This is a genomic window from Rickettsia endosymbiont of Orchestes rusci (assembly GCF_964030945.1).
Lineage (GTDB): Bacteria > Pseudomonadota > Alphaproteobacteria > Rickettsiales > Rickettsiaceae > Rickettsia.
The window spans coordinates 1,109,999-1,136,008 of record NZ_CAXIQG010000004.1; the positions used below are offsets into that span (position 1 = coordinate 1,109,999).

Genomic DNA, 26,010 nt, shown 5'->3' on the forward strand with positions numbered 1-26,010 from the left:
CATGACACAGCCTTTTTTCAACGTTCGTACAGTAGTGGGCTTGACCACGGTATCCAGAAAAAATTAAAAAGCCTAACTGGATGCCGTGGTCAAGCCACGGTATGACAGCGCGGTACTTTTAAAAAATACCCGAAATATAGCAATTTTTGATCCACGCAACAATGCCTTCCCGCGCAGGCGGGAATCCAGAAAATATTTAAGCGAATTATATAGTAAATTTTTATATAATTGTTTATTTTAAGTATTTTTTCTAGATTCCCGCCTTGAGCTAGGAATGACATCGAGAACGTTTTGACTATCCACGCGGGCATTGCCTCCTCGCAATTGTAAGTCTAAAATATGATATAATAAATAAGAGGTCAATATAAAGAAAAAGATTTATAATGACTTTAAGATTAGAAATTCACCCTAACTTTTAAGCTACATTGTTGGGCAAGATATTTATTTGCAATGTTAGCATTGTAATTAATACCATACTCCATCATTTTATATTTAGCAGTCACACTGCCCCCAACATTAAAGCTAATTTTAGCCTGGTTAATTTTACTGTTCGGGAACGGATTTGTCATACCGGGTAACCTTGCATCAACGAGCTGTGATTTATCTTTAAAATGACGATGAACAAAACTATATAATTCCGGAGTTAGGATCATATGACCGGTATTGATGTTTTTAGAAGCTCTAAAACCAACTATTCCTTCAACTAAGTCGGAAGTTGCTCCTTTAACCGTTAAATTTTGGAACGAAGTACCTGTCTCAAGATAGCTGGCATCTCTAAATTTAGAATATCTAATACCTATTATCGGCTTTAAGTTTACTGCTTGGGAAGACAAATAATCATATCCTGCCAAAATCTGTCCGGTATAAGAATGCGATCTATGTTTGCCGATCGCCGTTTGATAACTCATTACTCCGCCCGCCAATATCATCGGACGTTGCGAATAATTTTTAACTAAACTATTACTATATAAGGCAATACCGCTAAAGAATAAATTACTATTCGGTAAATCATATAATCCGTATAAAGAGTAAATATCGCTCTTAACTCTACTTTCATCACCGAGCTTATCGTTTTTATGCTTCATTATCGTATAAACTCTAGTATAAGATGTACCGAGTAACAAATCGTCGGTTACAAAACCGTCAAACCCTAGGGTAGCACCTCTTGATTTTGCTTTATAATCATTCACGTCGCCTTTTATTTTCTGCTCGCTATTACCGATAAAAGGACTCACCCATACGCCAAGCTTTGTTTCCGTTTCATCACCTGCCGCTTCTGCTACAAAATTATTCATTCTCGTATTTAGGGTAGCGTTCACTATATTATTTACTTTTGTATGTATACGAACAACAGTCGATGGATTGATCTTATTTTGGATCAGAGGTTTTATTATTTCCGGTGTCTTATCTTTATCAACACGACCTAATTGATTTACAACTCCACCGACCGCAGGACTATATTGATGTTTTTCTACTACATCTTTATCATTATTACCACCGCTAAGTAATGCTTCTATAACTTCTTTCACTATCGGATCGGAAGTTTCTTTCGCCTCTTTCTTTAATACTTCTTTAGAGATATCAGCAGCCGATACAGTCAGTGATGACTCATCTATCGACCATTTAACAAAACGATTTTGTTCACCGTTCACGGTAATATTAATTTTATCGGCAGGCAGCACTAGCCCGTTATCGTCTTCTGAAGATATTAGCGCATGTTTATTTTTATCTATTTCGTTAATATCTATATCAGGAGCAATAAAATTAATTTGTAAATCCGTTACTTGCGATAAGTCTATTTTACTGCCGGCTGTAATTAATATGTTACCGCCGTCTTTCTTTACTACATGATAATTTGCTAAAATAGTTAACTGATCTGAAAAATTAGCCTGCCCCGTATATGTTATTTGCGAAGTGCCTAAACTAATCGTGGTATCGCTACCGGTTAAATCACTATTAAAAGCAAGGTCATTAGTAACCTTTATAATAGCATCGTCAGCTATTACATTCATTGCGGTTATATTACCGACAAATTCTGTCGTCGAGCCTTTTGATAATATAATATTACCGTTACTATTAATGGCACTATCAAACCTTGTCACACCGTTTGTTGTAATGTCGCCGACTGGATTTGCCTCTGTCCCGACAACACCGCTGATGCTACCGTCGTTAGTGAAGTTTAATTTTAAAGGCTCGCCGCCGGTTGAGTTAATAGCACCGATTAGAGTAAATTTTTCCGGTAAGGTTAACATCTTGGTACCGGTTCCCTGAATCTCGTTGATCACATAATCGTTGTCTGCTTGGAGCGATACTTTTCCTTCACCGACCTTTAACATTTTAAGACCTTCGATCTCGCCTTTAATCTTGCCGTCGCCTAAAAACTCTATAGTACCATTAGCATCACCAAAAACATCACCGGTAATGTTTTTACCGTTAGCTAAAGTTATAGTTGCATCGCGGTTTTGGAAATTTACATTACCGTTGATATTACCATTTTGTATCAAATGCGTATCTGCTCCAAAAGTTAGGTCACCGTTAATATCTTTGCAGGTTATCAAATTCGGTACAGAATTTGCATTACCAAGCCATATGTCATTAGCAAAAATATTAGATTGTACGGCAATTATCCCGTTACCGACTAAAATTAATTCTTTTAACTTGTGATCCTGGGTACCAAGGGTAATATTAATATTATTGTCGGCACTACCAATAGTTAATGTCTTACCGGCTATTATGGAATCTATTACAACTTTACCAAAATTATTATCTCCTGGATCAAGAGTATTAGCGAGCGTTATAGTTCTATCATCGGCAGCTGAATTTCGTAACATAAATGCTGCATCTTCATGCATAAAATTGATAGTATTACCATCTGTTAAAATACCAAAATCACCGTTTTTTGCATCAAGCGTGTAGATAGTATCACCCTTCGGAGCTTTAGTCGCAGGAAATGCCGCCCCGATATTTATTTGCGGAATCTTAGCGGATGTTGCTCCTTGATCAACAAATTTGGCTTTACCTATAATATTAAGCTGCCGGGTGCCGCTTATGTCTATTAAGTCAGTTACAATAACATTATTAACAACAGTTAGTTCTGCTAATTTATCACCTGCAATATTTCCAAATCTTCTAACATTAGCATCATCACTATTAATAGTTAAAGCGTTATTATTATCGCCTATAAAAACTAATTTACCGCCGCCGTTAGCAAAAGCCGGTAAATCAGCAGCTAAGTTTATAGTTGCATTATTTTTACTTCTAAATATTAATCTAGAATTCACTCCTACAAAATTAATTTCGTTGCCACCCTTCAGTAAAGTAATATATTCACGATCGGCATTTATTATAAATGTTTTAGCTTCTTGAATATCAATTGTTTTGATATCACCGATAGTTACATCATTTGCCCTAAGTTTGTAAGTATTAACTTTAAGCATACCGTTACCCCCGTTTTCTACCTTAGCACTAAAAACATAGCCTTTTTTATTTTGTCCGTTAAATTCTAATATACCGCCTTGAACATTACCCTTAGAAAATATAACGTTTTCTGCCGTTAAATCACCGCCTATTTGCACGGTACCGGCGGTAATACCATTAGCAGGAACAAAATTCAAATTTTTCGTGGCAACATCTCCCTGCAATTCGACTATTTTTGTATCATCACCTTGAATGTTAATATCTTTTAATGTCTCACCTTGACCTGTATTTCCTTGAACTACTCCGCTACCCTGAAAGTTAATTTCATCTGCTACTTTCCCACTATTGTTTGTTAGATTACCTCCCTTATCCACATCTATAATTAACTTCGATTGATCTCCTAAAGTTATATTGTCCAGAGCAGCATAGCTATTAGGCATTGCTTCAGCACCGGAGAAAAATTTTAAATTATCGTCTGTGCCGGTACCGGTTAAAGTTAAAGCTTGTGCATCATTAATTATGACTTGAAGCTTTTTGTCTCCTCCTGCTGTATTAACCACGGAGCCTAACTTAATATATCCTTCCACATTAAGAGTAGCTTTTTGACCGTGTAAATCAAGCGCACGTATATTTGATTGATTACCGGTATAAATATGAGCCTCTATATTGCTTAATTGTAATGTGGAACCGTCAATAAAACAGTTTTCGGCAGCCCCTTTTTCTTCACTTAATTGATTTAAACCATTTGTACCTTTATCCAACCATACTTCACCCAAATATATATTTCTAATATTGCCATGAAGGCGTACATTACCTCTAGTTCCATCTTTTTTAGCCTGCCTAGCAACAGCCGGCGCCTCTCCCGCCGCCGCAAATGCTCCGCTATTCATTAGTAAAGTAAGGCTAGAAGCTGTTATTAAGCCTGTTTTAAATATTTTATTAAGAATTTTCCGAGAGTTGTTCATGAGATTATACCTTAAATCAATTTATTAAGAATTTTTTATATTTTATTAAAATTACGTTAAGATGCAGTAATATATAGCGATGATTTTGTTATGTCTATATAAATTATTGAGAAAAATAAACCTTTGGGGGTTAATAAAAATATCTGTTGCTTTTATATAACTATTAAATTTTATTAATATACTATATTATTATGTTGTTGTTTGAAGAAATGAAGAATTAAGAGGAGGCAATATTTGCGTGGATCCATGGGTGTCAACTTAAGGGATCGTCATTGCGAGGCGCCATAGGCGTTGTTGCATGGCTCAAATTTTTGCAAAGTGTTTCGGTGTCATGCCGTGGCTTGACCCACTACTGTACGAACGCTGAAAAAAGGCTGTGTCATGCCGTGACTTGATCACGGCATCCAGGAAAATAAAGCCATATTAGACTTATTTTAGAATCTTTTTATGATATTATAAGCTGGATTCCGTGGTCGTAGCCACGGAATGACAGAATTTTTACCTCTTTATTTAAACGTTCGTACAGTAGTTGGTCAAGCCACGGTATGACACCGTACTTATAATAACCATAATACGGTAAATTATTAGCCATGCAACAAGGCTCCGCCTTTAGCTAGAATGACATCAGAGAGGTCTACTAAAAACTCCTTTCTTAAACTGAAGCTTTTATTCCGAGACGAGTTTTAGAATATTATTTCGAGCTTTTATAGACCATTATCCGTAAACTATGTATTGCTTTGAAACCTAAGTAAATTGCAATGCGCTCTAATATTATTTCTTGCTGAAAAGCAATTTCCGGATGGACTGCAGAATTCTCTATTTGTACATGAAGTATATTTGTTTTCTGTCCTTTATGCATGCCTGAGGTTATTTTTAAAGGACGCGCTTTAGCATTAACTGCGCTGCCGACAATTTTGTGCCAATTAATCACAATTTCGGCAAGTAGCGGATGTTGCTTATTTAAAACTCGTCTAAGAATTAAATCTAGATTATCTTTAATAGGTTTCATTTTAACAACTTAACTAAAGTTAGTAACATTACCGCCAAAGCAAGCATAATAGATATAATAGGGTAATATAAAGAAGTCACGGACAATATCATTAAGAATATATTACAAATAGCAACGCTGCTTACTACTTGCTTATGGGTTTTACCGTTTTGTACCGCTTTTTGAAAAAAATGTTTTAAATGAGGTTGCCAAATTTTTTCTTTATTAATAAGCCTAATTAAGATAGTGAGACCTCCGTCGGCAATATAATATAATACCGCAATAAAACAAGCGATAAACAAATGGATGCCGGAAGAGCTAAGTAAAAGCAAACAAAGACCTGTTAAAAAGCCAAGACTAATACTGCCGATATCCCCTAAAAACACCTTAGCCGGATGCCAATTAAATATCAAAAAACCGGAACAGCAGCCGAGTATAATAGTGCTTAAAGTAACTATAAAATATAGATTTGCGATTGCATAAGATTGTAAATAGCATAACAGTAACATCGTAATTGATAGATGAATTGACTGCATGCAACTAATACCGTCTATGCCGTCCATAAAATTATAAATATTTGTGAAACCGCTTAAAGCAATAACCGCTAAGGTAAAAATTATATATAAAGATAGGTCGTAATCAAGCGACACTACCGGCAATAAAAAAAAGAAAACAGCAAAAGCAGAGCAAATTAAATGAACTATTAACCGAATAAAGGCGGATATCGGTTTTAAATCATCCCAAAATGACACTGCCGCAATAACAAATAACAGCGGGATAAGTTTTATTGAAGTAATAAGCGCATCGGTAGTTAAATATTCAAACAGACTAAAAGCTATAGTTACGACAATTACGATAGCAAGCCCCCCCCCGCGCGGCGTTACTTTATCGTGTGAGCGGCGGTTGCTTGGCACGTCCACCACTCCCAAAGAAGAAAGATAGCGAATCAATAACCTAGTCAGTAAGCTCGTCGCTACCATCGAACAAATAAATAATAACATATAGCTATTTATATAAGTCATAATAACATATTAGATTTGAAGCTAAAATAATCATTATTAGCTATAATAACGTGATCGTGTACCGATATATTTACGGTATGGCAAGTTTCTACTATTTTACGGGTCGTATCAATATCGGCCTTTGAAGGCTGCGGGCTACCGCTTGGATGATTATGAACTAATATAATCGCGCTCGCTTCGTTAAATAACGCTCGTTTTATTATTTCCCGCGGATATATTGCTGCCTGGTCAATGGTACCTTGGCTTAAAACTTCATCGGCAATTAAAATATTTTTTTTATTCAAGAATAATACGCGGAACTGCTCTAGCGGTATACTACTCATTGTAACTTTCAAATAATCAACTAAAGCTCCCCATGACCCGATAATATTTTTATTCGTTATTCTCTGTTTTAATATCCTATTTATTAACTCACGCATTACCGCAAAATTAACGTATAAATTTTCATTTGTACCGCTTATACTGAGTAATTTATCTTTATCAAGACTAATTAAATTAGTAAGATTTTTAAATTTTTCCAACAATTTTTTTGCTAAAGGTTTTACGTCTTTGCGAGGGATAGCAGAAAATAATATCAGTTCTAGTAACTCATAATCAGAAAACCCCGATGCTCCGCCGGCATTAATAAGACGTTGTTTTACCCGCTTTCGATGCCCTATATAATGAGGTCCTATATAATCACCTTGACACCCCTCCGCTTCGTTAAGGCTATTAACTCCTTCAATATCATTTTCGTATGTTAAATCCCAAACATTAAAATTATTTAAATATAAGTTACTTTTCATATAGCATTTTTAATTAAGTATAGATTTTTGTTGCTTGAACATCCAACTGTCATTGCGAGGAGGCAATGCCCGCATGGATGGTTAAAATCGCTTAAAACTTGTCATGCCATGGCTTGACCCACTACTGTACGAACGTTGAAAAAAGGCTGTGTCATGCCGTGACTTGATCACGGCATCCAGGAAAATAAAGCCATATTAGACTTATTTTAGAATCTTTTTATGATATTATAAGCTGGATTCCGTGGTCGTAGCCACGGAATGACAGAATTTTTACCTCTTTATTTAAACGTTCGTACAGTAGTGGGCTTGACCACGGTATCCAGAAAAACCTTAATAAAAAGACTGGATGCCGTGGTCAAACCGTCGTTGTTGCGTGGCTCGAATTTTCGATGTCATTCCCGCGTAGGCGGGAATCCAGTCTTTTTCTTGTCATGCTGAACTTGTTTCAGCATCTATAGAAGATCCTGAAATAAATTCAGGATGACTTATATAGTATTTTTTCTGGATTCCCGCCTGCGCGGGAATGACATCGACCGTGCTTTAATTATCCATGCAACAACACCTCCTTAGCTCAGACGATTTTTTTATCACTTGTCATATTTCACCTAACATAAGGAGGGTGGCGGAGGTTTTTAGGTGATAGGGTAAATATTTCAAAACCGTCTTTAGTAACTCCCATACTATGTTCAAATTGCGCCGATAAAGATTTATCGCGAGTGGTAACCGTCCAGCCGTCAAGCTTGCTTAAATGCGTAGCATAATGACCGGCATTAACCATCGGCTCAATAGTAAAAAACATACCTTCTTTAAGTACTGCCCCCGTGCCTTTAGTTCCGTAATTTAATACAGACGGTTCAGCATGAAAAACTTGACCGATACCGTGTCCCGTATAATCTCTTACCACCGAATAATTATGCTTCTCGGCGTAAGTTTGGATAGCATGCCCTATATCACCGAAGCGCACACCGGGCTTAACTATTTCAATCCCTTTCATCATGGCATCATAGGCAACCTGGATAAGCCGCTTCGGTTTAATCGCCACTTCACCGACATAATACATACGACTAGTATCGCCATACCATCCGTCAACGATTACGGTTACATCAATGTTAATTATATCACCGTTCCTTAGCGGTTTATCGTTTGGAATACCGTGGCACACTATATGATTTATCGACGTGCAAATCGATTTTGGAAACCCTTTATAATTTAAAGGCGCCGGAATAGCATTACTCGCAATAATAAAATCATGACAAAGATTATTCAAGGAGTTTGTAGTAACTCCGGGATTTACATAATCGGTAATAAAATCTAAAGTTTCAGCCGCCAACTTCCCCGCTGCTCGCATCTTGTGGAAATCTTCGGTTGAATGAATTTTTATACTCATAAATAACTATCAATTGTTTTTTAAAGAATTGACTACAGCATAACAGCTTTCCATACCGGTGTAAATTCTAAGTTATCAGGCGTTGTTGCATGGATCGAATTTTTGATGTCATTCTAGCTAAAGGCGGGAATCTAGAGAATATTTAAGCGAGTTATATAGTAAATTTTTATATAATTTTGCTTATTTTAAGTGTTTTTTCTGGATTCCCGCCTTTAGCTAGGAATGACATACAGCTAAATTCAGAAAGATTTAGACAATGTGAATTTAAAGGTGAGCCTGCGCTAGCCGTTAATAATACGTGAGCACAGGCGAATCCAGAAAAATTCGCTTGTATCAAGCTTTCTGAATGACGCTGTACAGCACTTTTTTTGAGCCATGCAACAACGCCATCAAGCGATCGAGATGACGCTGTAGACATGGAAGGAAAATTATTAAACTGCAAGGCACTTTAAGCGATATTTTAACCATTTTCGTTATAAAAAAAGTCGGGTTTTTAAGTCCGACCTTCTTTAAAAAGATAAATTAGATGTTGTAACTTTTATTGATGTACAACAGTTACAGCTCTACGATTATAAGCATAAGCTTCTTCATTATTTCCTATCATAGCCGGTCTATCTTTACCGTAAGATATGATGCTTATTCTGTCCTGCCCAACACCTTTCTGTGTTAAGAATTTTTGTGCAGCGGCTGCTCTTCTTTCGCCAAGACCTAGATTGTATTCTCTAGTACCTCTTTCATCGCAATGTCCTTCAACTGTAGCTTTTACATGAGGATGTCTAGATAACCAGCAAGCTTGTTTTTCTAGTTCTTCTTTACTTTTTTCGGATAAAGCGGAACTATCGTAAGCAAACCATACTGCATTACCGGCACTTTTTTCAAAATCTTTCATTAAAGAAGTTTCTTCGCCTTGATTCATCATACCGTCAGTTTGTGCAGTTCTTTTTGAAGTATTACAGCCTGCAAGAAGAAATAAAGCAAGAAAAGCTAGTGTAATTTTTTTTGTTGTCATAATTAAGCTCCTTTAAGTTTTAAATATTATTATTGTGTATTAATTATTTAGTCGGTTATCTCAAAATTGATAAGTACAACCCGGCTAAGCTATGTAAGTTAGTATATATTATTATTTTACCAGTTAAAAGACTAAAATATAACTATATGTCGTTAGTGCCGCTTTAATGTGGTAAAAATATCATTTTAATAAAACTTGCTAATTAACTCTTTAATTAAATTCTTTATTTTCTCTACCGCACTAGGTAACTTGCTTATCTCGCTGCCGCCGGCTTGGGCAACGGTGGGTTGCCCGCCACCGCCGTTACCGCCTAAAAATAAGGAAAGTTCTTTTGCTATATTACCGGCATTAAGCTTATTGCTGATATTTTTACTGACTGCAACGGTAATAGATAATTTTGTGTTACAATTTGCAATATATATAACTACCAAATCTTCTATTTTGCTTGCCAATTGTTCGGCGGCTTGACGTAATATTTTATTATCTAAATTTTCAACAATTTTATAGATTAGCTTTATACCCGATATCTCCGTAGCTTCCTTGACAATTTGCTCTATACTTAAATCAAGGGCCGCAACTTGCATCTTCGATAATTCTTTTTCTAATTCTTTACTGCGATTAAGAACGTTATTTATTTTATTAACCAGTTCATCTTTATTAGTTCGCAAAATATTTTCCACTGACTTTAGTATAAAATCGTTGTCCCTCATTAATTTTAAGACAAACTCTCCGCAAACTGCTTCTATTCTTCGGACTCCTGCCGCTATAGCGCTTTCACTAACAATTTTAAAACAACCTATATCGCCGGTTCGCTTGACATGCGTACCGCCGCATAACTCTAGCGAGTAATCATCCTTCATTGACACTACTCGTACTTCTTGATCATATTTTTCGCCGAATAAAGCCATCGCGCCTAGTTTAATTGCCTCATCGGTAGACATTAAAGCAGTATTTACTTTATGGTTATCCCTAATAATTTGATTTACTTTATCTTCAATTAAATTAATCTCTTCGCCGCTAATAGCTTTTGAATGACTAATATCAAAACGTAAATGATCGGGTGCGACTAATGAACCTTTTTGCGTTACGTGTTTGCCCAGTATTTCATGTAATACCGCATGTAATATATGGGTAGCGGAATGATGAATTTTTAAGTTTTGCCGATATTTAATATCAATACTAAAACTAGCAGTATCTCCTTTTTTGATTATGCCTTCCTTTAAAAGACATTCATGGACGATAATAGAACCCAAATATTTTAAAGTATTAATTACTTGAATCTTACTGTTTTGTGAAGTAATAAATCCTATGTCGCCCATTTGACCGCCGGACTCGCCGTAAAAAGGAGTTTGATTACTAACTAATAAAAATCGCTCACCTACTTCCTTAATATCATCTACTAACGAGTTATTTTTTATTAAAGCAATTACGATGCCCTCAGCCTCATTAAGTGTGTAACCAAGGAATTCGGTACTACCGAATTCCGCTTTTATCTCAAACCAAAGCTGATCGGTTTTAGATTCACCGGAACCCAGCCATGATTGCCGCGCGCGCGCTTTTTGCTGTTGCATATTTTGGTCAAAGCCTGCATGATCAACCGAAATTTGCCTATTTTTTAAGATATCTTCCGTTAAATCAAGCGGGAAGCCGTAAGTATCATATAATTTAAATGCTACTTCGCCGGATAATTTACTACCGCCGACAAATGTTTTTGTTTCTTCGTCAAGTAATTTTAAACCGCGTTCTAAAGTAGCTTTAAATCTAATTTCCTCTTGTTTTAAAATACCGCCGGTAAAATCTTCTGCCCTTTTTAGCTCAGGATAAGCATCACCCATTAGGTCCACTAATTTCGGCAATAACTTATATATTAGCGGCTCTTTGCTACCGAGTATATGCGCATGCCTCATAGATCTGCGCATAATGCGCCGCAAAACGTAGCCCCTTCCTTCGTTTGAAGGCATTATTCCGTCGGCAATTAAAAAAGCTGCTGCTCGCAAGTGATCGGCAATTACTCGGTACGAAAACTTAGCTTCACCTTCGACCTTAACTTTTACTATGTTTTCGGTGAAGTTTATTATCTCTTTAAATAAATCTATATCGTAATTATTATTTACATTTTGCATTACGGCGGTGACGCGTTCAAGCCCCATGCCGGTATCGATCGATTGTTGCGGTAGCGGAACTCTAGTATCTTTATCTATCTGCTCATATTGCATAAATACCATATTCCAGATTTCAATAAAACGATCTCCGTCTTCATCTTTAGTGCCGGGCAAGCCGCCTTTTACGTGTTCACCGTGATCATAAAAAATCTCCGAACACGGACCGCACGGACCTAGATCACCCATTGACCAAAAATTATCGTTTGTTTTAATCCTAATGATTCGATCATCGCTTAGATTAGCTATTTTCTGCCAATATAAAGCCGCCTCGTCGTCGGTATGGAAAACCGTTACATATAATTTTTCTTTAGGCAATTCAAATTCTTTAGTTAGTAGATTCCAAGCATAATATATGGCTTGTTCTTTAAAATAATCGCCGAAAGAAAAGTTACCTAGCATTTCAAAAAATGTATGATGCCTTGCAGTATAGCCGACATTTTCAAGGTCGTTATGTTTGCCGCCGGCTCTAAGTGATTTCTGACTAGTTACGGCTGTTTTATAAGCTCTTTTTTCTTGTCCGGTAAACACGTTTTTAAACTGCACCATACCGGAATTAACAAACATAAGACTCGGATCGTTATAAGGAATCAATGAACTAGCCGGTACATGAACATGATTATTTAAAGCAAAGTAACTTATAAATTTACTTCTAACTTCTTCGGTGGTAAATTTAGTCATAATAAGATATTATTGAATGTGTCTTTTGAGTATCTCCGATGTCATTCCCGCGAAAACGGAGCGTTGTTGGATGGCTAATAATTTACCGTATTATGGTTATTATAAGTACGGTGTCATACCGTGGCTTGACACCGAAACACTTTGCAAAAATTCGAGCCACGCAACAACGCCCCGTTTTCACGGAAATGACATCGATATTTAAGTTATATTAAGATTTCTTTATACTTAAATGGTTATAAGCAGTATAGTAAAAAATATAATTAATTATGTTTAATTTAAACAAACTACGAAATATGCAATTAAACACGCAATTTATTACAAAATTCTTAGCTAATTTATTAACTAACGTAAAAGTGCGTTGGTTGTATAAAAAAAATATTGTTATTTTATTTGGCAGTAAAGGTGTTTTTCTTAGTGCTTTTATAAAAAATAAGTTAGCGGAAAGTTTATTTATTCCCTTTACGGATTCGATAGATTTAAACTTATATAAAAGTTTTTTTCATAAATTTAAAAACTCCGATGTTTTTTTCTTACTTGACGGCGCTGAATGCAAAATGCGCCATGATTCAATACCTATATTGCAATCGATAGTAAAAACTAACCCTATCGAGCAATTTATTAACGGCTATTTTAATAAAGACGATATAATAGCACATTATGTTTATAAGAGGACTACAACACCGAGCGAGTTTTGGTCTACTTTAATTATGTCTAGCCCTTATCAGCCGCCTTTGAGCGACATAGGTGAATGTGTATTTGAAAACAAATCACTAGCCTTTAAGGGAATTTATTTTTTAGCGTTAGAATTTAAAACTATTCTTGATAAAATAATAAAAAATACTCAGCAAAATAAATATGCCGATTATTTTCAGATCTGTGTATTTATTTTAGAAGCAAGCGGCATTAAATTTATTATAAAACATCAAGATAATATAATTTCTATGCGCACATTTGAATATCCTCCCGATAAATCGGAATCATATATTCAAGGAATTATTGAACAAGAAATAAATGATTGTTTGTTATTATTTAAAAATTATATCGGTAACTTAAACAATGAAGCGTGTATAATTCTTATAGTAGAACCTGAATTACAAACTTTATTACAACAATCAAATTTTGAAAATCATCCTGTAATTTTCATCCCCATGGATGGGATATTAAATGAAGTAAATTTAACCGCTAATAAATTCTTAGACGCTAATATTAGCAAATTATTTATCAAATATAAAAATTTCCGAGCAACTAATACTTATTTAAAATCAATAGAGAAGCTTAATTTTATCGGCTCCTTAATATTTAAATTATTTAGTTTCGGTATGATTATATTGCTTATTATAGCAGGAGCTACTAAATATAAAACATTCCAAAACAATAAAGCATCACTTTTTTTTAGTGAAAAATATTATGCAACGACCCAACAATATGATGAGATAAAATATAAATATCCTTACATTCAAAATACTACTAATTTAGCAGACTTATATGTGATAGAAAAATTATTGGAAGCACCGGTAACATTACCGTTTGATTTATTAGAAAAATATATAACAACTTTAGGGCCACCTTTTCAGTTAAAAGAAATCACATGGGAATTGACTGACGTAGATAACATATTATTGATGTCTAAAAGATATTTAAATGTTAGAATTCTGCTTAATTTTACAACCGCTAACTTATCCGTAACAGAATCTATAAACAAATTAAATGATCATATAAAACTTATCCAAGATACTATGGCCGACGAAAATATTAAACTCAATATCACCGTATCCGAAGATAAAATAATTAATACATCCGGCAAGGTAGTAATACCGTTATTCATTAAATATAGCCGAAAGGGATAGGAACATGTTTACAAAATATATTATGTATTTAAAAAATTATATTTTTTTTCAATTTGTCGTATATTTTTTTTGTACTTCACTAATTATTCTCCTAATACAAACCCTTAAGGAAGAGTATAAGGTCTCTACTATTAGGAAACAGAGTACCCAAGAAGCTCTAACGGAAGAAACTTTAAAATTATATTCTATAATTAATTCTAAAGAAGAAATATTAGAGGCTTATACCAAATATGCCAATTTAAGTATTCCTAAGAGAAGCGACTGTTTAAATCATTATGAACTTATACCAAAAATACAAAGCCTTGCCGATAAATATAAATTAGCTGAACCCATTGACGTAACCGTCAATACAATCTTCCTAAGAAATAATATTCAGGAATTTCAAGGCGAACATGAAAAAATTAGTATAAATAATTATAGTGTGAATTTAAAATTTGCAGCCCGGGATTTCAACACGTTTTTACAAATATTTCGAGAAATTTATTCTTATATGCCGGTTAACACTATCGTAACTTTTGTACGAGTACGTAACGAGGAAGTGCTTACTCCTAAAACTATTTATAAACTTTCACCAGCAAAATCCCCTGATTTTATTTATGCTAAATTAACTATGTATATTAGGGAATTAGTATCAAAAAACTAACTATAAATGATATGATTATATTAAATAATATTAATTCTCAATTGTTTAAAAAAGATATCATGAATAATTTTATTGATAATATCTCAAGTCTTACATGTTCAACACTGGCAAATATTATTTCTATAGACTACGTAATAAGGCTTAACTCTAAGCCTGATGCTAAAAAATATATTGCTTCTTGCATTCTCAAATTAAAAACTTTTTTGGGTAATAAGGTCATAAATGACGATAGTTTTTCAGTAGCTTTAACGTTATTTGCCGTAGCTATTACATCTGAAGATACAAATACTGCTCATAAAGATAATATTTTAGAGCAATCGCAAGATGTAGTGGCAGAGAATTTAGTAAATATTTATTTTAAAGATATAGTTATAAGCGACACTGATAAAGTAGCAATTAAAGCAGTATTTAAGAATTTATTAAAAGAAAAAAATTCTAATAATATAATTAATTATATTCAATCTAATCCCGAATTATTTTGTAGCTCGGTAATGTATGCAATAAAGAAATATCAAAGGCAAGACGAGATAAATTCGTATATAAAAAAAGAAATTGATAAAGTATTAGAAATTTCTTTAGAATTTATTAAAAAAAATAATACATTTAAACAAGCCGCCGGCAAAATTGCCAGTGCTATTTGTGCGCTAGCCATAGGAGCAATCAGCGTTGCAACAGCAGGTGCTACTTTTTCTCTCATAATTATACCGACCTCTATTTTTGCTATAAAATACGCGCCTCAAATCGGAGAAAAAATCGGCGAGTTGATTTTAAATAATGATTCGGTAATAAAATCTAAAGAGAAAGAAATTAGTGAATTCAAAGCTGAAATTCAAAATAATAATCAAGCTTTTTTGACGCAAGAAAAAGCAAAAAAGCGTAATAAAAATAAAGAGAGAGAAGCTACAATTTCTCCTAGTAAAATAGATATTGCAAAGGAAAATATTAATAAAGTTAAAAAGCCGCAATATGAAAAACATAGATAGATAATCATATACGTCATTGCGAATGGGTGTTGGCGTTGTTGTATGGATGGTTAAAATCGCTTAAAACTTGTCATTCCGTGGCTTGACCCTGTACTGTACGAACGTTGAAAAAAGGCTGTGTCATGCCGTGACTTGATCACGGCATCCAGGAAAATAAAGCCGTATTAGACTTATTTTAGAATCTTTTTATGATATTATAAGCTGGATTCCGTGGTCGTAGCCACGGAATGACAGAATTTTTACCTCTTTATTTCAACGTTCGTACAGTAGTGGGCTTGACCACGGTATGACACACCACGGTACTTTTAAAGAATACCCGAAATATAGCAATTTTCGATCCATGCAACAATGCCAATACCGCCTCGCAATGACAATGACAAGGGATTCAATGGCTTACCCGACAATAATCATATTATATCAACTATTTTTTGCTTGTGAATAGGGATTATTAACTTTATTATTCTTTATTTGAGATATATAAAATACAAAGTAACTTGATGAGAAAGATCGTAATATCCGGCATGATCGGCAATGCCCTTGAATGGTATGATTATGCATTATATGCTCAATTTGCTTATATAATCGGTCAGCATTTTTTTCCTGATTCAGAAATGCGTGAAACACTAACTTTTGCCGTGTTTGCCGCCGGCTTTATAGTAAGACCGCTCGGCGGAATTATTTTCGGCAATATCGGTGATAGATTCGGTCGGCGTATTGCTTTAGTAGTAGGTATTATAACAATGGCGGTACCGACCGCCGGCATCGGGTTATTACCCGGTTATAATACTATCGGTATTGCTGCTCCTATAATCTTAACCGTTATTAGATTAATACAAGGTTTTTCTCTCGGCGGAGAATTTAGCGGCTGTATCTCTTATATTGTAGAACATGCATCTTTAGAACAAAGAGGGCTTGCAGGTAGCGCTTCTTTCGTTAGTATGTGTGCCGGTATGCTCCTTGGTCTTGCTACGGCTGCCGGTTTCTCTTACTTTATGCCTCCCGATATTCTTTATAATTGGGGTTGGAGGATACCTTTTATTGCCGGTTTATTTATCAGTTTAGTAGGGCTATATATTAGAAAAAATTTATCGGAAAGTCCAATCTATAAAAAAGCCAAAGAAAGTGGGCGTTTAGCACGTTTCCCTCTTCGGGAAACACTAACTAAATATTGGCGAGAATTGATTATAGCAATCGGTCTTTATATTACGGTAACGGCACCTTTTTATACCTCAACGGTTTTTATCGGTAATTTCATGAAAACGCTTGGGTATAGTAATCATCAAAGCTCAATCGTTAGCAGCGCAATACTCGTGACTATGATGGTTGTATTTCCTATTGCTGCTTATATTTCCGATAAAATCGGTCGACGTCCTGTATTAATATGGGGAATTGTCTTAATGATCTTACTTGTTTATCCGATTTTTATATGTTTGGGATCAATGAATTTCTGCCTGGCTCTTCTGTCACAAATAGTATTTGCCGGAATTATTGCTATTTATATGGGACCCATTCCAACCGTGCTAGTGGAAATATTCCCGACCAGCGTAAGATTTACGGGAGTTGCACTTTCCTATAATTTAGCGGCGGCAATATTCGGCGGCACTGCACCGGTAATGGGTATGATGCTCACAAAATTCACCGGTGACAAATATGCAATTTCATATTATTTAATTGCGCTGGCATTATTATCTTCTATAATTCTGCGGTTTTACAAAGAAACCTATAAAAAAAGTTTGATAGAGTCATGAGTGAAGTTTTTGAGTTACCGAAAGGAGAAAATAAAGTTCTTTTGCATTCTTGTTGCGCGCCTTGCGTCGGACCTCTTATGGAAAAAATAGCAAAGTCAGGAATTGATTTAACTATTTTTTTCTATAATCCCAATATCCATCCTAAAAAAGAATATGAGTTAAGAAAAAATGAAAATATTCGCTTTGCGGAAAAGAACAATATAAAATTTATTGATGCCGATTACGATCCACAAAATTGGTTTGCTAGGGCTAAAGGAATGGAATACGAACCGGAAAGAGGTAAGCGCTGCAGTATGTGTTTCGATATGCGTTTTGAGCGTACTGCCCTTTATGCTTATGAAAACGATTTTAAGGTTATCACTAGCTCGCTTGGGATTTCGAGATGGAAGGATATGAATCAGATTAACGAATCCGGTATTAAAGCTGCCTCACATTACGAAGGCATTACTTATTGGACGTATAATTGGCGCAAAGACGGCGGTAGTAGTAGAATGTACGAAATTGCCAAAGAAGAAAATTTTTATAAGCAGGAATTTTGTGGTTGCATCTTTTCTTTTCGTGATACTAATGACTGGCGGGTAACTAACAACCGTCCGAAAATTGAAATCGGTAAGGAATATTATAGCTAAGTAATAGTATTGTAGCTTGAAATATCATTGCGAGAAGCTGTAAGCCTTGTTGCATGGATACCGGAATCGTCATTGCGAGCGACCAAAGGCGTTGTTGCATGGCTCGAATTTTTGCAAAGCATTCGGTGTCATGCCGTGGCATGACACCATACTTGTAATAACTATAATGCGGTAAATTATGAGCCATACAACAACGCCTGTTGTAACTCGCAATGACGATTATTTATAATAATTCGCTGAAATCAATGATTTCACGAAAATAACGCTTTTCAATTACTGTTTCTTCTACGCCGTTAACATGAATTAGCACCGGACAACAAGCAAAACCTTTCGGCAAGATCATTCTATCAACTTTTTCCTGCACCTCTTTAATAACATTTGATTTTATCTCCCGTTTCGAGAATTTTATTTCACAAATAAATAATACGTTAAAACGTGTTTGAATAAGGTAATCAATCTGGCATCCGGCTTGCTTCAATGTTTTTCGTTGAAAAAAAGGATTATCAGCCACAATATCTTCCGCTTTTATACCAAGAAATTCTTTGATTTTTATACGATTTCTTAATATTAGATTTTCAAACTGCAAACCCATAATTGTGTCCCATTCCGGAAATGTTGCCATTGAAATATTTTCAAATCCATGTGTAAGAATTTTATTTTTATTACGAACTATATATTTAAGATAAAAGCGTAAGTAATTATCACTAAGACGAAAATGGCTTAATCTGGATTCTTTACCGGTTTTAATAATCCAAGTAAAATCTCTTGTAATAAAAGCGGCTTCGATTAAATCATCAAGATATTCACTTAATACTCCACTTTTACTATAATTTAATTGCCTGCAAATCTCGTTAAATTCAAGTGTGCCTTTTGCTAATAATTCAATTATTTTTTTATAAATTTCACCTTTTTTACCAAATAAATCATAAAATATTAAATCAAATTCATTAAATAGAATTCCCGTTGATCTAAAACATAAATTTTTAATATTTTCATCAGCGTTAAGTTTTGGCTGAATATGTTCAAGATACCAAGGAATACCTCCTATAGTAGAAAATATTTTAAATTTCTCATATACTGATCCTTTAAAACCTTGTATTTCAAGAAAATTATTACAATCCTTTAATGGTAATTCCTCAAGATTTATGTATAGAGATATGCGACCGAAAAATGCCGTACTACTAATTATATTTTGTTGAATCCACGTTGATACCGAACCACAAAGAATTAAAATTAGCTGAGGGTTTTTACTAAATTCTAAATCCCAAGCATTTTTTAATTTGCCTAAAAAAGTAGCGTCCCTGGAAGCCATCCAAGAAATTTCATCAAATAAAATAATGACTCTTCCTTCTAGTGCTTGCTTAGAAAGTAAAGTAAAAAGATCAGCCCAGTCCGTTGCGGTTAATCCAGGTAAACCAAATTGTGTTCCTAACTGTTTAGCAAAAACATCACGCTCAGATTGGTCTGTAACATTGTCGGTAGGAGGAATACCGGAAAAACGAATAAATTTTTTATTTTTTGCAAATTCTTCAACTAACCTACTTTTACCGATACGCCTTCTGCCTTTTATGACAACTAAACTAGCACTTTGTTTAATAAATAAAGAATTTAGTGTTTTTAGTTCATTTGTTCTACCGACAAAGTTAGCCATAACTATACCGAAATTTATAATTTAGCACATAAATAACATTTATATATTATGTGCAATATAATATCCAGAGAAATTTACGCACATAAATAAATTTTAGCTCTTTTGTGCATATTTATTATCGATTCTGTATATAAGGTTTATATCAATTACTCTGATTTTTTGCTTTTCTGCTTAACCAGTTTTGTAAATAAGACTCAGCGAGCTTAGCATCTTCAATAACTATAACATTCTCGGCATTTCTCGTATCGGCCGATACGGTAAAATTAAACGAGCCGGTAATGACTTTTTGCTTATCGATAATTATCACTTTATTATGAGCAATGCCTGGTACCTTATCTATGCCGACATCAATTTTTGCTCTTTGTAATTCATGTATTTTAGAAAATTTTTGCTTCAAATTGCTTCGATCGAGTAACATCCTGACTTTAACCCCTCTAGCTTGTGCCTTAATTAAAGCGTCGGTAATTAAAGGGTCGCTCATACCGTATGCCTGCATATAAATAGAGCTTTGCGCTTTATCAATTTCACTCGCTATAAATTTAGTGCAACCGGAGGGAGGCGTAAAGCAGGTACTGACTTTACCTTTTGAGATTTGTGATATTTTATAGTCGGGTGGTCTTTCATTACTTGTTTCTTGGTGAGTATCAAGTAAAGTCGATTTAATTATATTATTGGGTGGAGAAAAATTCGCTTGAAATAGATCGGTAAAATAATCAGGATTTTCTAAGTAAGAACCGAGAGCAATTCCTAAAATGAAGATAATTACTATTTCAGTAAATTTCCTAGCGTTTCTTTTTTTTCTCATTAGATTTTATAAATAATTATATTTTAAGCTATAGCGGGATATTGTTGTGTGGATCGTATTTTGATGTCATTCCCGTGAAAACGGGAATCCAGACTTTACTTTGTCATGCTGAACTTGTTTCAGCATCTACTAAAAAAAGATCCCGAAATAAATTCGGGATGACAAAGAAAAGACTGGATTCCCGCCTTCGCAGGAAGGCGTTGTTGCATGGCTCCGATGTCATTCCTGCGAAAGCAGGAATCCAGAAAGAATAACCTTAATATTAGTACAAAAATTATATATTTGATAAAATAAACATATAAAAAACAAGTTTTTTATATGTTTTACTGGATTCCTGCTTTCGCAGGAATGACATACTGCTGCTTTTATCGAGCCACGCAACAGTACGTGAGTACAGGCAAATCCAGAAAAATTCGCTTGTATCAAGCTTTATGAATTTAGCTGTACTTTATTCCTTACATAACTACCCGGAGCTTCTTCAATAGTTGTTAGATTTTTATAATCTATCGATTTTTTAAGCTCTACATTATTATTTTTTTGTAACCAATCAAGCCAATAGCTCCACCAAGATCCTTTATGTTCTTTAGCTGCCATAAACCAGTCTTCGCTGCTAAGCAATAAATCATCATGAGTGCGATAATTATATTTAGATGTTGCCGGAGGGTTAACTATTCCCGCTATATGCCCTGAATCCGTTAAGCAGAAAACTTTATTACCGTTTAGTAACTTCATCCCTTCATATACCGAACGCCAAGGAGCTATATGGTCATCTTTTGCGGCAATACAAAAAGAATTGCAATCGATATTGCTTAAATCTATGGGCGTAGCTAGTAACGACAAAGCATTCGGTTCTTTTAGTAAATTGTTAAGATACATATTGCGTAAATAATAGCTGTGCATTTTTGCCGGCAGATTAGTATGGTCGGCATTCCAATATAATAAATCAAACGGCATCGGTGTTTTACCGAGCAAATAATTATTTACGAAGAATGACCAAACTAAATCGTTAGCCCGCAATAAACTAAAGCTATTCGATAAATATCGCCCGTCAAAATAGCCTTTTTGCTTCATATCTTCTTCGATATGCCCTATTGTCGACTCGTTAATAAATACGCCGACTTCTCCGGGGTGAGTATAATCCAAAAGAGTAGTAAGAAAGGTAGCACTATTAACGTAATCCAATTTTTTTGATTTTAAATAGCTAAGTAAAATAGCTAAAAAAGTTCCGCCGATACAATAGCCGACAAAGTTAATTTTTTTATAGCCGAGACTCATTACATACTCACAAGGAGCAAGTAAGCCGTCCTTTAAATAATCTTCAAAAGTTTTTTCCGACATATCGCTATCCGGATTAACCCAAGAAACAAGGAATAGCTGAAAATTATTTTCTACCAAATATGATATTAATGAATTATGGGTAGATAAATCGAGTATATAATATTTATTAATACAGGGCGGAATAATAAATAACGGCATTGAATGAGTTTGATCTTTCGGCTCATAGCAAATAAGCTGCATTAAATCATTCTGAAAAACAATTTTTCCTTTGGTCTTTGCAATATTTTTTCCTAATTGGAAAGCTGATTTATCGGTAGTATTGATATTTAATAAGTCACCGGAATTTTTGATATCTCTCAGAAAATTCTCAAGACCTTGCACAAGATTTTGTCCGCCGCTTTCCAAAGTTTCACGTAAAACCTTAGGATTACAAAAAGCAAAATTCGATGGGGAAAATGCATCGATAAACTGCTTTGTTATAAATTCTAAATGTTGTTTTAAATTAGGTGATAATTCATATTGTCGAATATTTTTTTGTATGCATTCTGAAGACATTAAATAAAATTGTTTAACGAAATCAAAATAAGCATTATCTTGCCAAGAGGAATCTTTAAATCTTTTATCTTTATTATCAGGAGAAAATATAGGTTTTGCCGTGCTACCGACAAATTTTGCACAGGCATTAGAGGTAAGTTCTCTAAATTTCTCTATATATTCAACATTAACGTTACAAAATTTTTCCGGATTTGCCCAAAATTGCTCAACCATGCTGGTGAATATTACTCTATTTCGGTCACTATCGACTAAGCTACTCGGTATCATACTACCTTTCCCTTGCATTAACTGCAGGAGAATCTCTTGATATTTATCATTAATTTCTTTTAGATTATTGATTATTTGCTCGCTAGGAATGTTATGCATATATTTGGTTCTGTTTTATATTTGTGTTAAGTGTGTAGATCATCATTGCGAGAAGGCATTGGCTTTGTTGCATGGATACCCAAACTGTCATGGTGAAGCCACGAAGGCATTGTTGCATGGATCGAATTTTTGATGTCATTCCTGCGAAAGCAGGAATCCAGAGAATATTTAAGCGAATTATATAGTGAATTTTTATATAATTTTGCTTATTTTAAGTGTTTTTTCCGGATTCCCGCCTTTAGCTAGGAATGACATACGGCACTTTTCTCGAGCCATGCAATAACGCCCCTTGCAATGACGTTTTGGCAATTAACACTACAACTTTAAACTATCCCACATATTATTAACCTTGTCGATAACTTCCCGGCTCATCTCTATTTTTTCGCCCCATTTTCTATTAGTTTCAGGGTATATTTTATTAGTTGCATCTATTCCCATCTTACTACCGAGACCGGACACGGGCGACGCAAAATCTAAATAATCTATCGGCGAATTATCTATAAAAGTAGTATCACGAGACGGATCGCTTCTGGTTGCTATAGCCCAAATTACTTCTTGCCAGTTACGAATATTTATATCCTCATCTACCACGATAATAAATTTACTATACATAAATTGTCGCAAAAACGACCAAATTCCCAGCATTATTCTTTTTGTATGACCGGGATACGATTTTTTTATCGAAACAACAGCTACTCTATATGAACAGCCTTCGGGAGGGAGCCAGAAATCAACGATTTCAGGAAATTGTTGTTGAATTAGCGGGATGAAAATTTCGTTCAACGCTTCACCGAGTATTGAAGGCTCATCAGGCGGTTTACCGGTATAAGTACTTAAATAGATAGGGTTCTTTTTCATGGTTATAGTTTTTACAGTAAATACCGGAAATTCTTCGACGTCGTTATAATAACCGGTATGATCCCCGAACGGTCCTTCCGGTAGATACTCGTCAAGGCTTACATAGCCTTCAATGACAATTTCACTATGAGCAGGTACTTTTAAAGCAATATTTTTGCAATTTACTAATTCTATTTTTTGATTACCTATTAGTCCGGCAAAATTATATTCGGAAATATTCTCAGGTAATGGCATAACGGCCGCCATAGTAACGGCAGGACTCGCGCCAATAACAATAGCAGCAGGGAAAGGTTCTTTTTTGCTCTCTTTCCAACGTTTATGATGTTCCGCCCCGCCTCGAAGCTTTAGCCACCGCATCAGCAACTTATTACCGGCTATTACCTGCATTCTATATATGCCGAGATTGTAATTATCTACTGCGTCTTTACTAGGACCTTTAGTTACGACAATCGGCCAAGTAATTAAAGGCGAGGCATCAAGAGGCCAACATTTTTGAATAGGCAATATATTAATATCCGGCTGCTCAATGACAATTTCTTGACACTCGGCTTTTGAAACAGTTTTCGGCGACATCGCAAATATTCGCTTAGCCAGCGGTAGCATCGAAAAGGTTTCTTTAAGAGATACAGGAGGTTCGGGTTGTTTGAGGAATGCTAATAACTTACCGAATTCTCTAAGTTCTGCAGGACTGTTTAATTTTAGCCCCATGCTAATACGTTCTAAACTAGCATATAGATTGGTTAAAACAGGAAAAGAGGATTTTGTGCCGTCGCATTTTATGACATTTTCAAAAAGTAATGCCGGCCCGCCTTGTACAAGCGATCTTCTACTAATTTCCGTAATCTCTAAATCAGCTTGCACTGCGATAGATATACGTTTTAGCTGACCGTTTTTTTCTAGAAATTCTAAAAATTGCGTTAAATCCCGAAAACTCATAAAATACTCAAAATTTGATATCATTCTTGCGTGGAACGGTAAAAGTGTTGCTGGTGTCATTCCCGTGAAAACGGGAATCCATTCTTGTCATGCTGAACAAGTTTGCCGCATCTCTTAATAGTAGATCCTGAAATAAATTCAGGATGACCATAATTTTTCTGGATTCCCGCCTACGCGGGAATGACATATTAACGCTTTTATTAGCGACTCAGCTAATACTCTTGCATAAAAATAAATATAACCCTATTACTATAGCAACAAATATATTAAGATAACAAGGAAAGATAAAACTTAAATCTTTAGAAGCAAAATTTTGAAGGGTAAAATGTAGAGAAGTAACGGCTAATACCGAAAGAGCCGCGAGTAAAACCGGTATTAATGTGGATTTTCTACTGTAAGGATATTTAAAAAAAACAGCGAGTGCTAAAAAAGTCAAGGCAAAATTATATAACGGCCACAGCAATCTTTGATGCCCTTCGGCAATTAATTTGATTTTTTTCTGCGTCAAAAGTTCAGTATCCGGCTGTAATAATTCTTTAATATAATACTCGTTAATATCTCGGTTATGTTTATTTCTTTCGTGAGCTAGAGGGTTATCGCTACTTAGCCTTACTATCAATGCATTAAATGACAATTGAGTTAAATTACCGTTATTATCGTATATTTGTCTTATTCCTTTATCTAATTCAAATACCGGATCGTTATCATATATACTTAATGTACCTGACTCGGCAAATAATATAGAAGGATTTTCAAGATTTCGGCTATCAAAAACTATTAAGCCGGACATAATGTTATTGGCTAATTTTTTATCAATATAAATAGTAATGTCTTTTGATATTTTATTAAAGATTTTCTCCTCTATCATATTGGAAATATAGTTATTTTTTATAAAACTTAAACGGGATTTTAAATTTATATAAGATAAGGGCATGGCAGTAGAAGATAGATAGTAAGCAAATAATGTTACTATAAGTGCAATATATAAAGCAGGTTTAGCTAACTGCAGATTATTTACGCCTGAGGCTTGCAATATGATTAACTGCCTGGCTGTTTTTAAATCGTTATACGTATAAATAACGGCAATAACGGTTATTATCGGCAATAAAACAAATAATAAAGAAGGCAATACTAGGATTATCAAATTAAAAAAATCCGTAATTTTTATACCTTTATCAAAGAGATATAAAAGCTTTAATATTTGAGTAATCCACACCAAACTAGTTACCGAAAAAGTAACCGTGATAAGCAACGGAAAGATACTTCTTATAAAATATTTTTGATATAATAACATTGAT

27 protein-coding genes are annotated in these 26,010 nt (G+C 34.7%); 9 read left to right on the plus strand and 18 right to left on the minus strand.

Annotation, left to right across the window (positions count from 1 at the left end; genetic code table 11):
• The first annotated feature begins 85 nt into the window (after positions 1 to 85).
• Positions 86 to 241: a hypothetical protein gene (locus tag AAHM91_RS10050; protein ID WP_342270675.1), complete on the plus strand. Its 156-nt coding sequence runs from the start codon at positions 86 to 88 to the stop codon at positions 239 to 241.
• Here AAHM91_RS10050 and AAHM91_RS10055 read toward each other — a convergent pair.
• The 6 genes from AAHM91_RS10055 to radC all read right to left on the minus strand — a co-directional run bounded on the left by AAHM91_RS10055 (position 238) and on the right by radC (position 7,177).
• Positions 238 to 363: a hypothetical protein gene (locus tag AAHM91_RS10055; RefSeq protein WP_342270676.1), complete on the minus strand. Its 126-nt coding sequence runs from the start codon at positions 361 to 363 to the stop codon at positions 238 to 240. The two genes, AAHM91_RS10050 and AAHM91_RS10055, sit on opposite strands and share 4 nt — an antisense overlap.
• 32 nt (positions 364 to 395) lie before the next feature.
• Complete coding sequence (locus tag AAHM91_RS10060; RefSeq protein WP_342270677.1) at positions 396 to 4,382, minus strand: autotransporter family protein; 3,987 nt, start codon at positions 4,380 to 4,382, stop codon at positions 396 to 398.
• 445 nt (positions 4,383 to 4,827) lie between these two features.
• Positions 4,828 to 4,974, minus strand: a complete 147-nt coding sequence (locus AAHM91_RS10065) for a hypothetical protein (RefSeq protein ID WP_342270678.1) — start codon at positions 4,972 to 4,974, stop codon at positions 4,828 to 4,830.
• A gap of 99 nt (positions 4,975 to 5,073) precedes the next feature.
• Positions 5,074 to 5,391: a DUF721 domain-containing protein gene (locus AAHM91_RS10070; RefSeq protein WP_341793481.1), complete on the minus strand. Its 318-nt coding sequence runs from the start codon at positions 5,389 to 5,391 to the stop codon at positions 5,074 to 5,076.
• Positions 5,388 to 6,392, minus strand: a complete 1,005-nt coding sequence (locus tag AAHM91_RS10075) for an MraY family glycosyltransferase (protein ID WP_341793480.1) — start codon at positions 6,390 to 6,392, stop codon at positions 5,388 to 5,390. The genes AAHM91_RS10070 and AAHM91_RS10075 overlap by 4 nt, the downstream gene beginning before the upstream one ends.
• Entirely contained in the window at positions 6,389 to 7,177 is a 789-nt protein-coding gene (gene radC, locus AAHM91_RS10080) for a RadC family protein (protein ID WP_253308183.1), read from the minus strand. The genes AAHM91_RS10075 and radC overlap by 4 nt, the downstream gene beginning before the upstream one ends.
• Before the next feature lie 258 nt (positions 7,178 to 7,435).
• On the opposite strand from radC, the gene AAHM91_RS10085 reads away from it, so the two are divergent.
• Positions 7,436 to 7,615: a hypothetical protein gene (locus AAHM91_RS10085; protein ID WP_342270679.1), complete on the plus strand. Its 180-nt coding sequence runs from the start codon at positions 7,436 to 7,438 to the stop codon at positions 7,613 to 7,615.
• Positions 7,616 to 7,778: 163 nt separating this feature from the next.
• Here AAHM91_RS10085 and map read toward each other — a convergent pair whose 3' ends face one another.
• The 4 genes from map to alaS form a co-directional block, all read right to left on the minus strand.
• Complete coding sequence (gene map / locus AAHM91_RS10090; RefSeq protein ID WP_253308184.1) at positions 7,779 to 8,564, minus strand: type I methionyl aminopeptidase; 786 nt, start codon at positions 8,562 to 8,564, stop codon at positions 7,779 to 7,781.
• Between the two features lie 166 nt (positions 8,565 to 8,730).
• Positions 8,731 to 8,982 carry a hypothetical protein gene (locus AAHM91_RS10990; protein ID WP_410526140.1) on the minus strand — a complete coding sequence of 84 codons (252 nt, stop codon included), beginning with the start codon at positions 8,980 to 8,982 and terminating at the stop codon, positions 8,731 to 8,733.
• Positions 8,983 to 9,102: 120 nt separating this feature from the next.
• Positions 9,103 to 9,573, minus strand: coding sequence for a peptidoglycan-associated lipoprotein Pal (pal, locus tag AAHM91_RS10100; RefSeq protein WP_341793478.1), 471 nt, complete (start codon positions 9,571 to 9,573; stop codon positions 9,103 to 9,105).
• A gap of 185 nt (positions 9,574 to 9,758) precedes the next feature.
• A complete protein-coding gene (gene alaS / locus AAHM91_RS10105; RefSeq protein ID WP_342270680.1) occupies positions 9,759 to 12,413 on the minus strand; it encodes an alanine--tRNA ligase in 2,655 nt (884 codons plus the stop codon).
• A gap of 25 nt (positions 12,414 to 12,438) precedes the next feature.
• Between alaS and AAHM91_RS10110 the strand changes: the two genes are divergently transcribed.
• From AAHM91_RS10110 to AAHM91_RS10135, 6 genes are all read left to right on the plus strand, one after another.
• A complete protein-coding gene (locus tag AAHM91_RS10110; protein ID WP_342270681.1) occupies positions 12,439 to 12,615 on the plus strand; it encodes a hypothetical protein in 177 nt (58 codons plus the stop codon).
• Positions 12,616 to 12,706: 91 nt separating this feature from the next.
• Positions 12,707 to 14,260 (plus strand): hypothetical protein, encoded by a 1,554-nt coding sequence (locus tag AAHM91_RS10115; protein WP_342270774.1) that lies wholly within the window; start codon positions 12,707 to 12,709, stop codon positions 14,258 to 14,260.
• Positions 14,261 to 14,264: 4 nt separating this feature from the next.
• Positions 14,265 to 14,903, plus strand: coding sequence for a hypothetical protein (locus AAHM91_RS10120; protein ID WP_341793474.1), 639 nt, complete (start codon positions 14,265 to 14,267; stop codon positions 14,901 to 14,903).
• A 2-nt stretch (positions 14,904 to 14,905) separates the two neighbouring features.
• Entirely contained in the window at positions 14,906 to 15,886 is a 981-nt protein-coding gene (locus tag AAHM91_RS10125; protein WP_342270775.1) for an RP853 family protein, read from the plus strand.
• Positions 15,887 to 16,383: 497 nt separating this feature from the next.
• The gene (locus AAHM91_RS10130; protein ID WP_253308188.1) at positions 16,384 to 17,634 is read left to right on the plus strand and encodes a metabolite/H+ symporter; all 1,251 of its coding nucleotides are present in this window, start codon (positions 16,384 to 16,386) and stop codon (positions 17,632 to 17,634) included.
• Positions 17,631 to 18,263, plus strand: coding sequence for an epoxyqueuosine reductase QueH (locus tag AAHM91_RS10135; protein ID WP_342270682.1), 633 nt, complete (start codon positions 17,631 to 17,633; stop codon positions 18,261 to 18,263). The genes AAHM91_RS10130 and AAHM91_RS10135 overlap by 4 nt, the downstream gene beginning before the upstream one ends.
• On the opposite strand, the gene AAHM91_RS10140 is transcribed toward AAHM91_RS10135, so the two are convergent.
• The 3 genes from AAHM91_RS10140 to AAHM91_RS10150 form a co-directional block, all read right to left on the minus strand.
• Positions 18,217 to 18,450 carry a hypothetical protein gene (locus AAHM91_RS10140; RefSeq protein ID WP_342270683.1) on the minus strand — a complete coding sequence of 78 codons (234 nt, stop codon included), beginning with the start codon at positions 18,448 to 18,450 and terminating at the stop codon, positions 18,217 to 18,219. The genes AAHM91_RS10135 and AAHM91_RS10140 overlap by 47 nt on opposite strands.
• A 36-nt stretch (positions 18,451 to 18,486) precedes the next feature.
• Entirely contained in the window at positions 18,487 to 19,914 is a 1,428-nt protein-coding gene (locus AAHM91_RS10145; protein ID WP_342270684.1) for an AAA family ATPase, read from the minus strand.
• A 142-nt stretch (positions 19,915 to 20,056) separates the two neighbouring features.
• The gene (locus tag AAHM91_RS10150; protein ID WP_342270685.1) at positions 20,057 to 20,719 is read right to left on the minus strand and encodes a phospholipase D family nuclease; all 663 of its coding nucleotides are present in this window, start codon (positions 20,717 to 20,719) and stop codon (positions 20,057 to 20,059) included.
• Between the two features lie 44 nt (positions 20,720 to 20,763).
• On the opposite strand from AAHM91_RS10150, the gene AAHM91_RS10155 reads away from it, so the two are divergent.
• The gene (locus AAHM91_RS10155) at positions 20,764 to 20,973 is read left to right on the plus strand and encodes a hypothetical protein (protein WP_342270686.1); all 210 of its coding nucleotides are present in this window, start codon (positions 20,764 to 20,766) and stop codon (positions 20,971 to 20,973) included.
• Here AAHM91_RS10155 and AAHM91_RS10160 read toward each other — a convergent pair.
• From AAHM91_RS10160 to AAHM91_RS10180, 5 genes are all read right to left on the minus strand, one after another.
• Entirely contained in the window at positions 20,939 to 21,145 is a 207-nt protein-coding gene (locus AAHM91_RS10160; RefSeq protein ID WP_342270687.1) for a hypothetical protein, read from the minus strand. The genes AAHM91_RS10155 and AAHM91_RS10160 overlap by 35 nt on opposite strands.
• A 3-nt stretch (positions 21,146 to 21,148) precedes the next feature.
• Positions 21,149 to 22,918 carry a PHA/PHB synthase family protein gene (locus AAHM91_RS10165; protein ID WP_342270688.1) on the minus strand — a complete coding sequence of 590 codons (1,770 nt, stop codon included), beginning with the start codon at positions 22,916 to 22,918 and terminating at the stop codon, positions 21,149 to 21,151.
• A gap of 315 nt (positions 22,919 to 23,233) precedes the next feature.
• Complete coding sequence (locus AAHM91_RS10170; RefSeq protein ID WP_342270776.1) at positions 23,234 to 24,712, minus strand: UbiD family decarboxylase; 1,479 nt, start codon at positions 24,710 to 24,712, stop codon at positions 23,234 to 23,236.
• Positions 24,713 to 24,719: 7 nt separating this feature from the next.
• Positions 24,720 to 24,899, minus strand: a complete 180-nt coding sequence (locus tag AAHM91_RS10175) for a hypothetical protein (protein WP_342270689.1) — start codon at positions 24,897 to 24,899, stop codon at positions 24,720 to 24,722.
• 21 nt (positions 24,900 to 24,920) lie between these two features.
• Positions 24,921 to 26,006 (minus strand): LptF/LptG family permease, encoded by a 1,086-nt coding sequence (locus tag AAHM91_RS10180; RefSeq protein WP_253308193.1) that lies wholly within the window; start codon positions 26,004 to 26,006, stop codon positions 24,921 to 24,923.
• Positions 26,007 to 26,010: the final 4 nt, after the last annotated feature.

Coding starts and splice junctions, on each gene's coding strand:
- AAHM91_RS10150 (WP_342270685.1), bottom strand. CDS start 20,719: ATGAGAAAAAAAAGAAACGCTAGGAAATTTACTGAAATAGTAATTATC.
- AAHM91_RS10180 (WP_253308193.1), bottom strand. CDS start 26,006: ATGTTATTATATCAAAAATATTTTATAAGAAGTATCTTTCCGTTGCTT.
- AAHM91_RS10140 (WP_342270683.1), bottom strand. CDS start 18,450: ATGGCTCATAATTTACCGCATTATAGTTATTACAAGTATGGTGTCATG.
- map (WP_253308184.1), bottom strand. CDS start 8,564: ATGAGTATAAAAATTCATTCAACCGAAGATTTCCACAAGATGCGAGCA.
- AAHM91_RS10070 (WP_341793481.1), bottom strand. CDS start 5,391: ATGAAACCTATTAAAGATAATCTAGATTTAATTCTTAGACGAGTTTTA.
- AAHM91_RS10145 (WP_342270684.1), bottom strand. CDS start 19,914: ATGGCTAACTTTGTCGGTAGAACAAATGAACTAAAAACACTAAATTCT.
- AAHM91_RS10075 (WP_341793480.1), bottom strand. CDS start 6,392: ATGACTTATATAAATAGCTATATGTTATTATTTATTTGTTCGATGGTA.
- AAHM91_RS10085 (WP_342270679.1), top strand. CDS start 7,436: ATGACAGAATTTTTACCTCTTTATTTAAACGTTCGTACAGTAGTGGGC.
- AAHM91_RS10120 (WP_341793474.1), top strand. CDS start 14,265: ATGTTTACAAAATATATTATGTATTTAAAAAATTATATTTTTTTTCAA.
- pal (WP_341793478.1), bottom strand. CDS start 9,573: ATGACAACAAAAAAAATTACACTAGCTTTTCTTGCTTTATTTCTTCTT.
- AAHM91_RS10135 (WP_342270682.1), top strand. CDS start 17,631: ATGAGTGAAGTTTTTGAGTTACCGAAAGGAGAAAATAAAGTTCTTTTG.
- AAHM91_RS10060 (WP_342270677.1), bottom strand. CDS start 4,382: ATGAACAACTCTCGGAAAATTCTTAATAAAATATTTAAAACAGGCTTA.
- AAHM91_RS10065 (WP_342270678.1), bottom strand. CDS start 4,974: ATGGCTAATAATTTACCGTATTATGGTTATTATAAGTACGGTGTCATA.
- AAHM91_RS10170 (WP_342270776.1), bottom strand. CDS start 24,712: ATGAGTTTTCGGGATTTAACGCAATTTTTAGAATTTCTAGAAAAAAAC.
- radC (WP_253308183.1), bottom strand. CDS start 7,177: ATGAAAAGTAACTTATATTTAAATAATTTTAATGTTTGGGATTTAACA.
- AAHM91_RS10165 (WP_342270688.1), bottom strand. CDS start 22,918: ATGCATAACATTCCTAGCGAGCAAATAATCAATAATCTAAAAGAAATT.
- AAHM91_RS10175 (WP_342270689.1), bottom strand. CDS start 24,899: ATGTCATTCCCGCGTAGGCGGGAATCCAGAAAAATTATGGTCATCCTG.
- AAHM91_RS10990 (WP_410526140.1), bottom strand. CDS start 8,982: ATGTCTACAGCGTCATCTCGATCGCTTGATGGCGTTGTTGCATGGCTC.
- AAHM91_RS10115 (WP_342270774.1), top strand. CDS start 12,707: ATGCAATTAAACACGCAATTTATTACAAAATTCTTAGCTAATTTATTA.
- AAHM91_RS10130 (WP_253308188.1), top strand. CDS start 16,384: ATGAGAAAGATCGTAATATCCGGCATGATCGGCAATGCCCTTGAATGG.
- alaS (WP_342270680.1), bottom strand. CDS start 12,413: ATGACTAAATTTACCACCGAAGAAGTTAGAAGTAAATTTATAAGTTAC.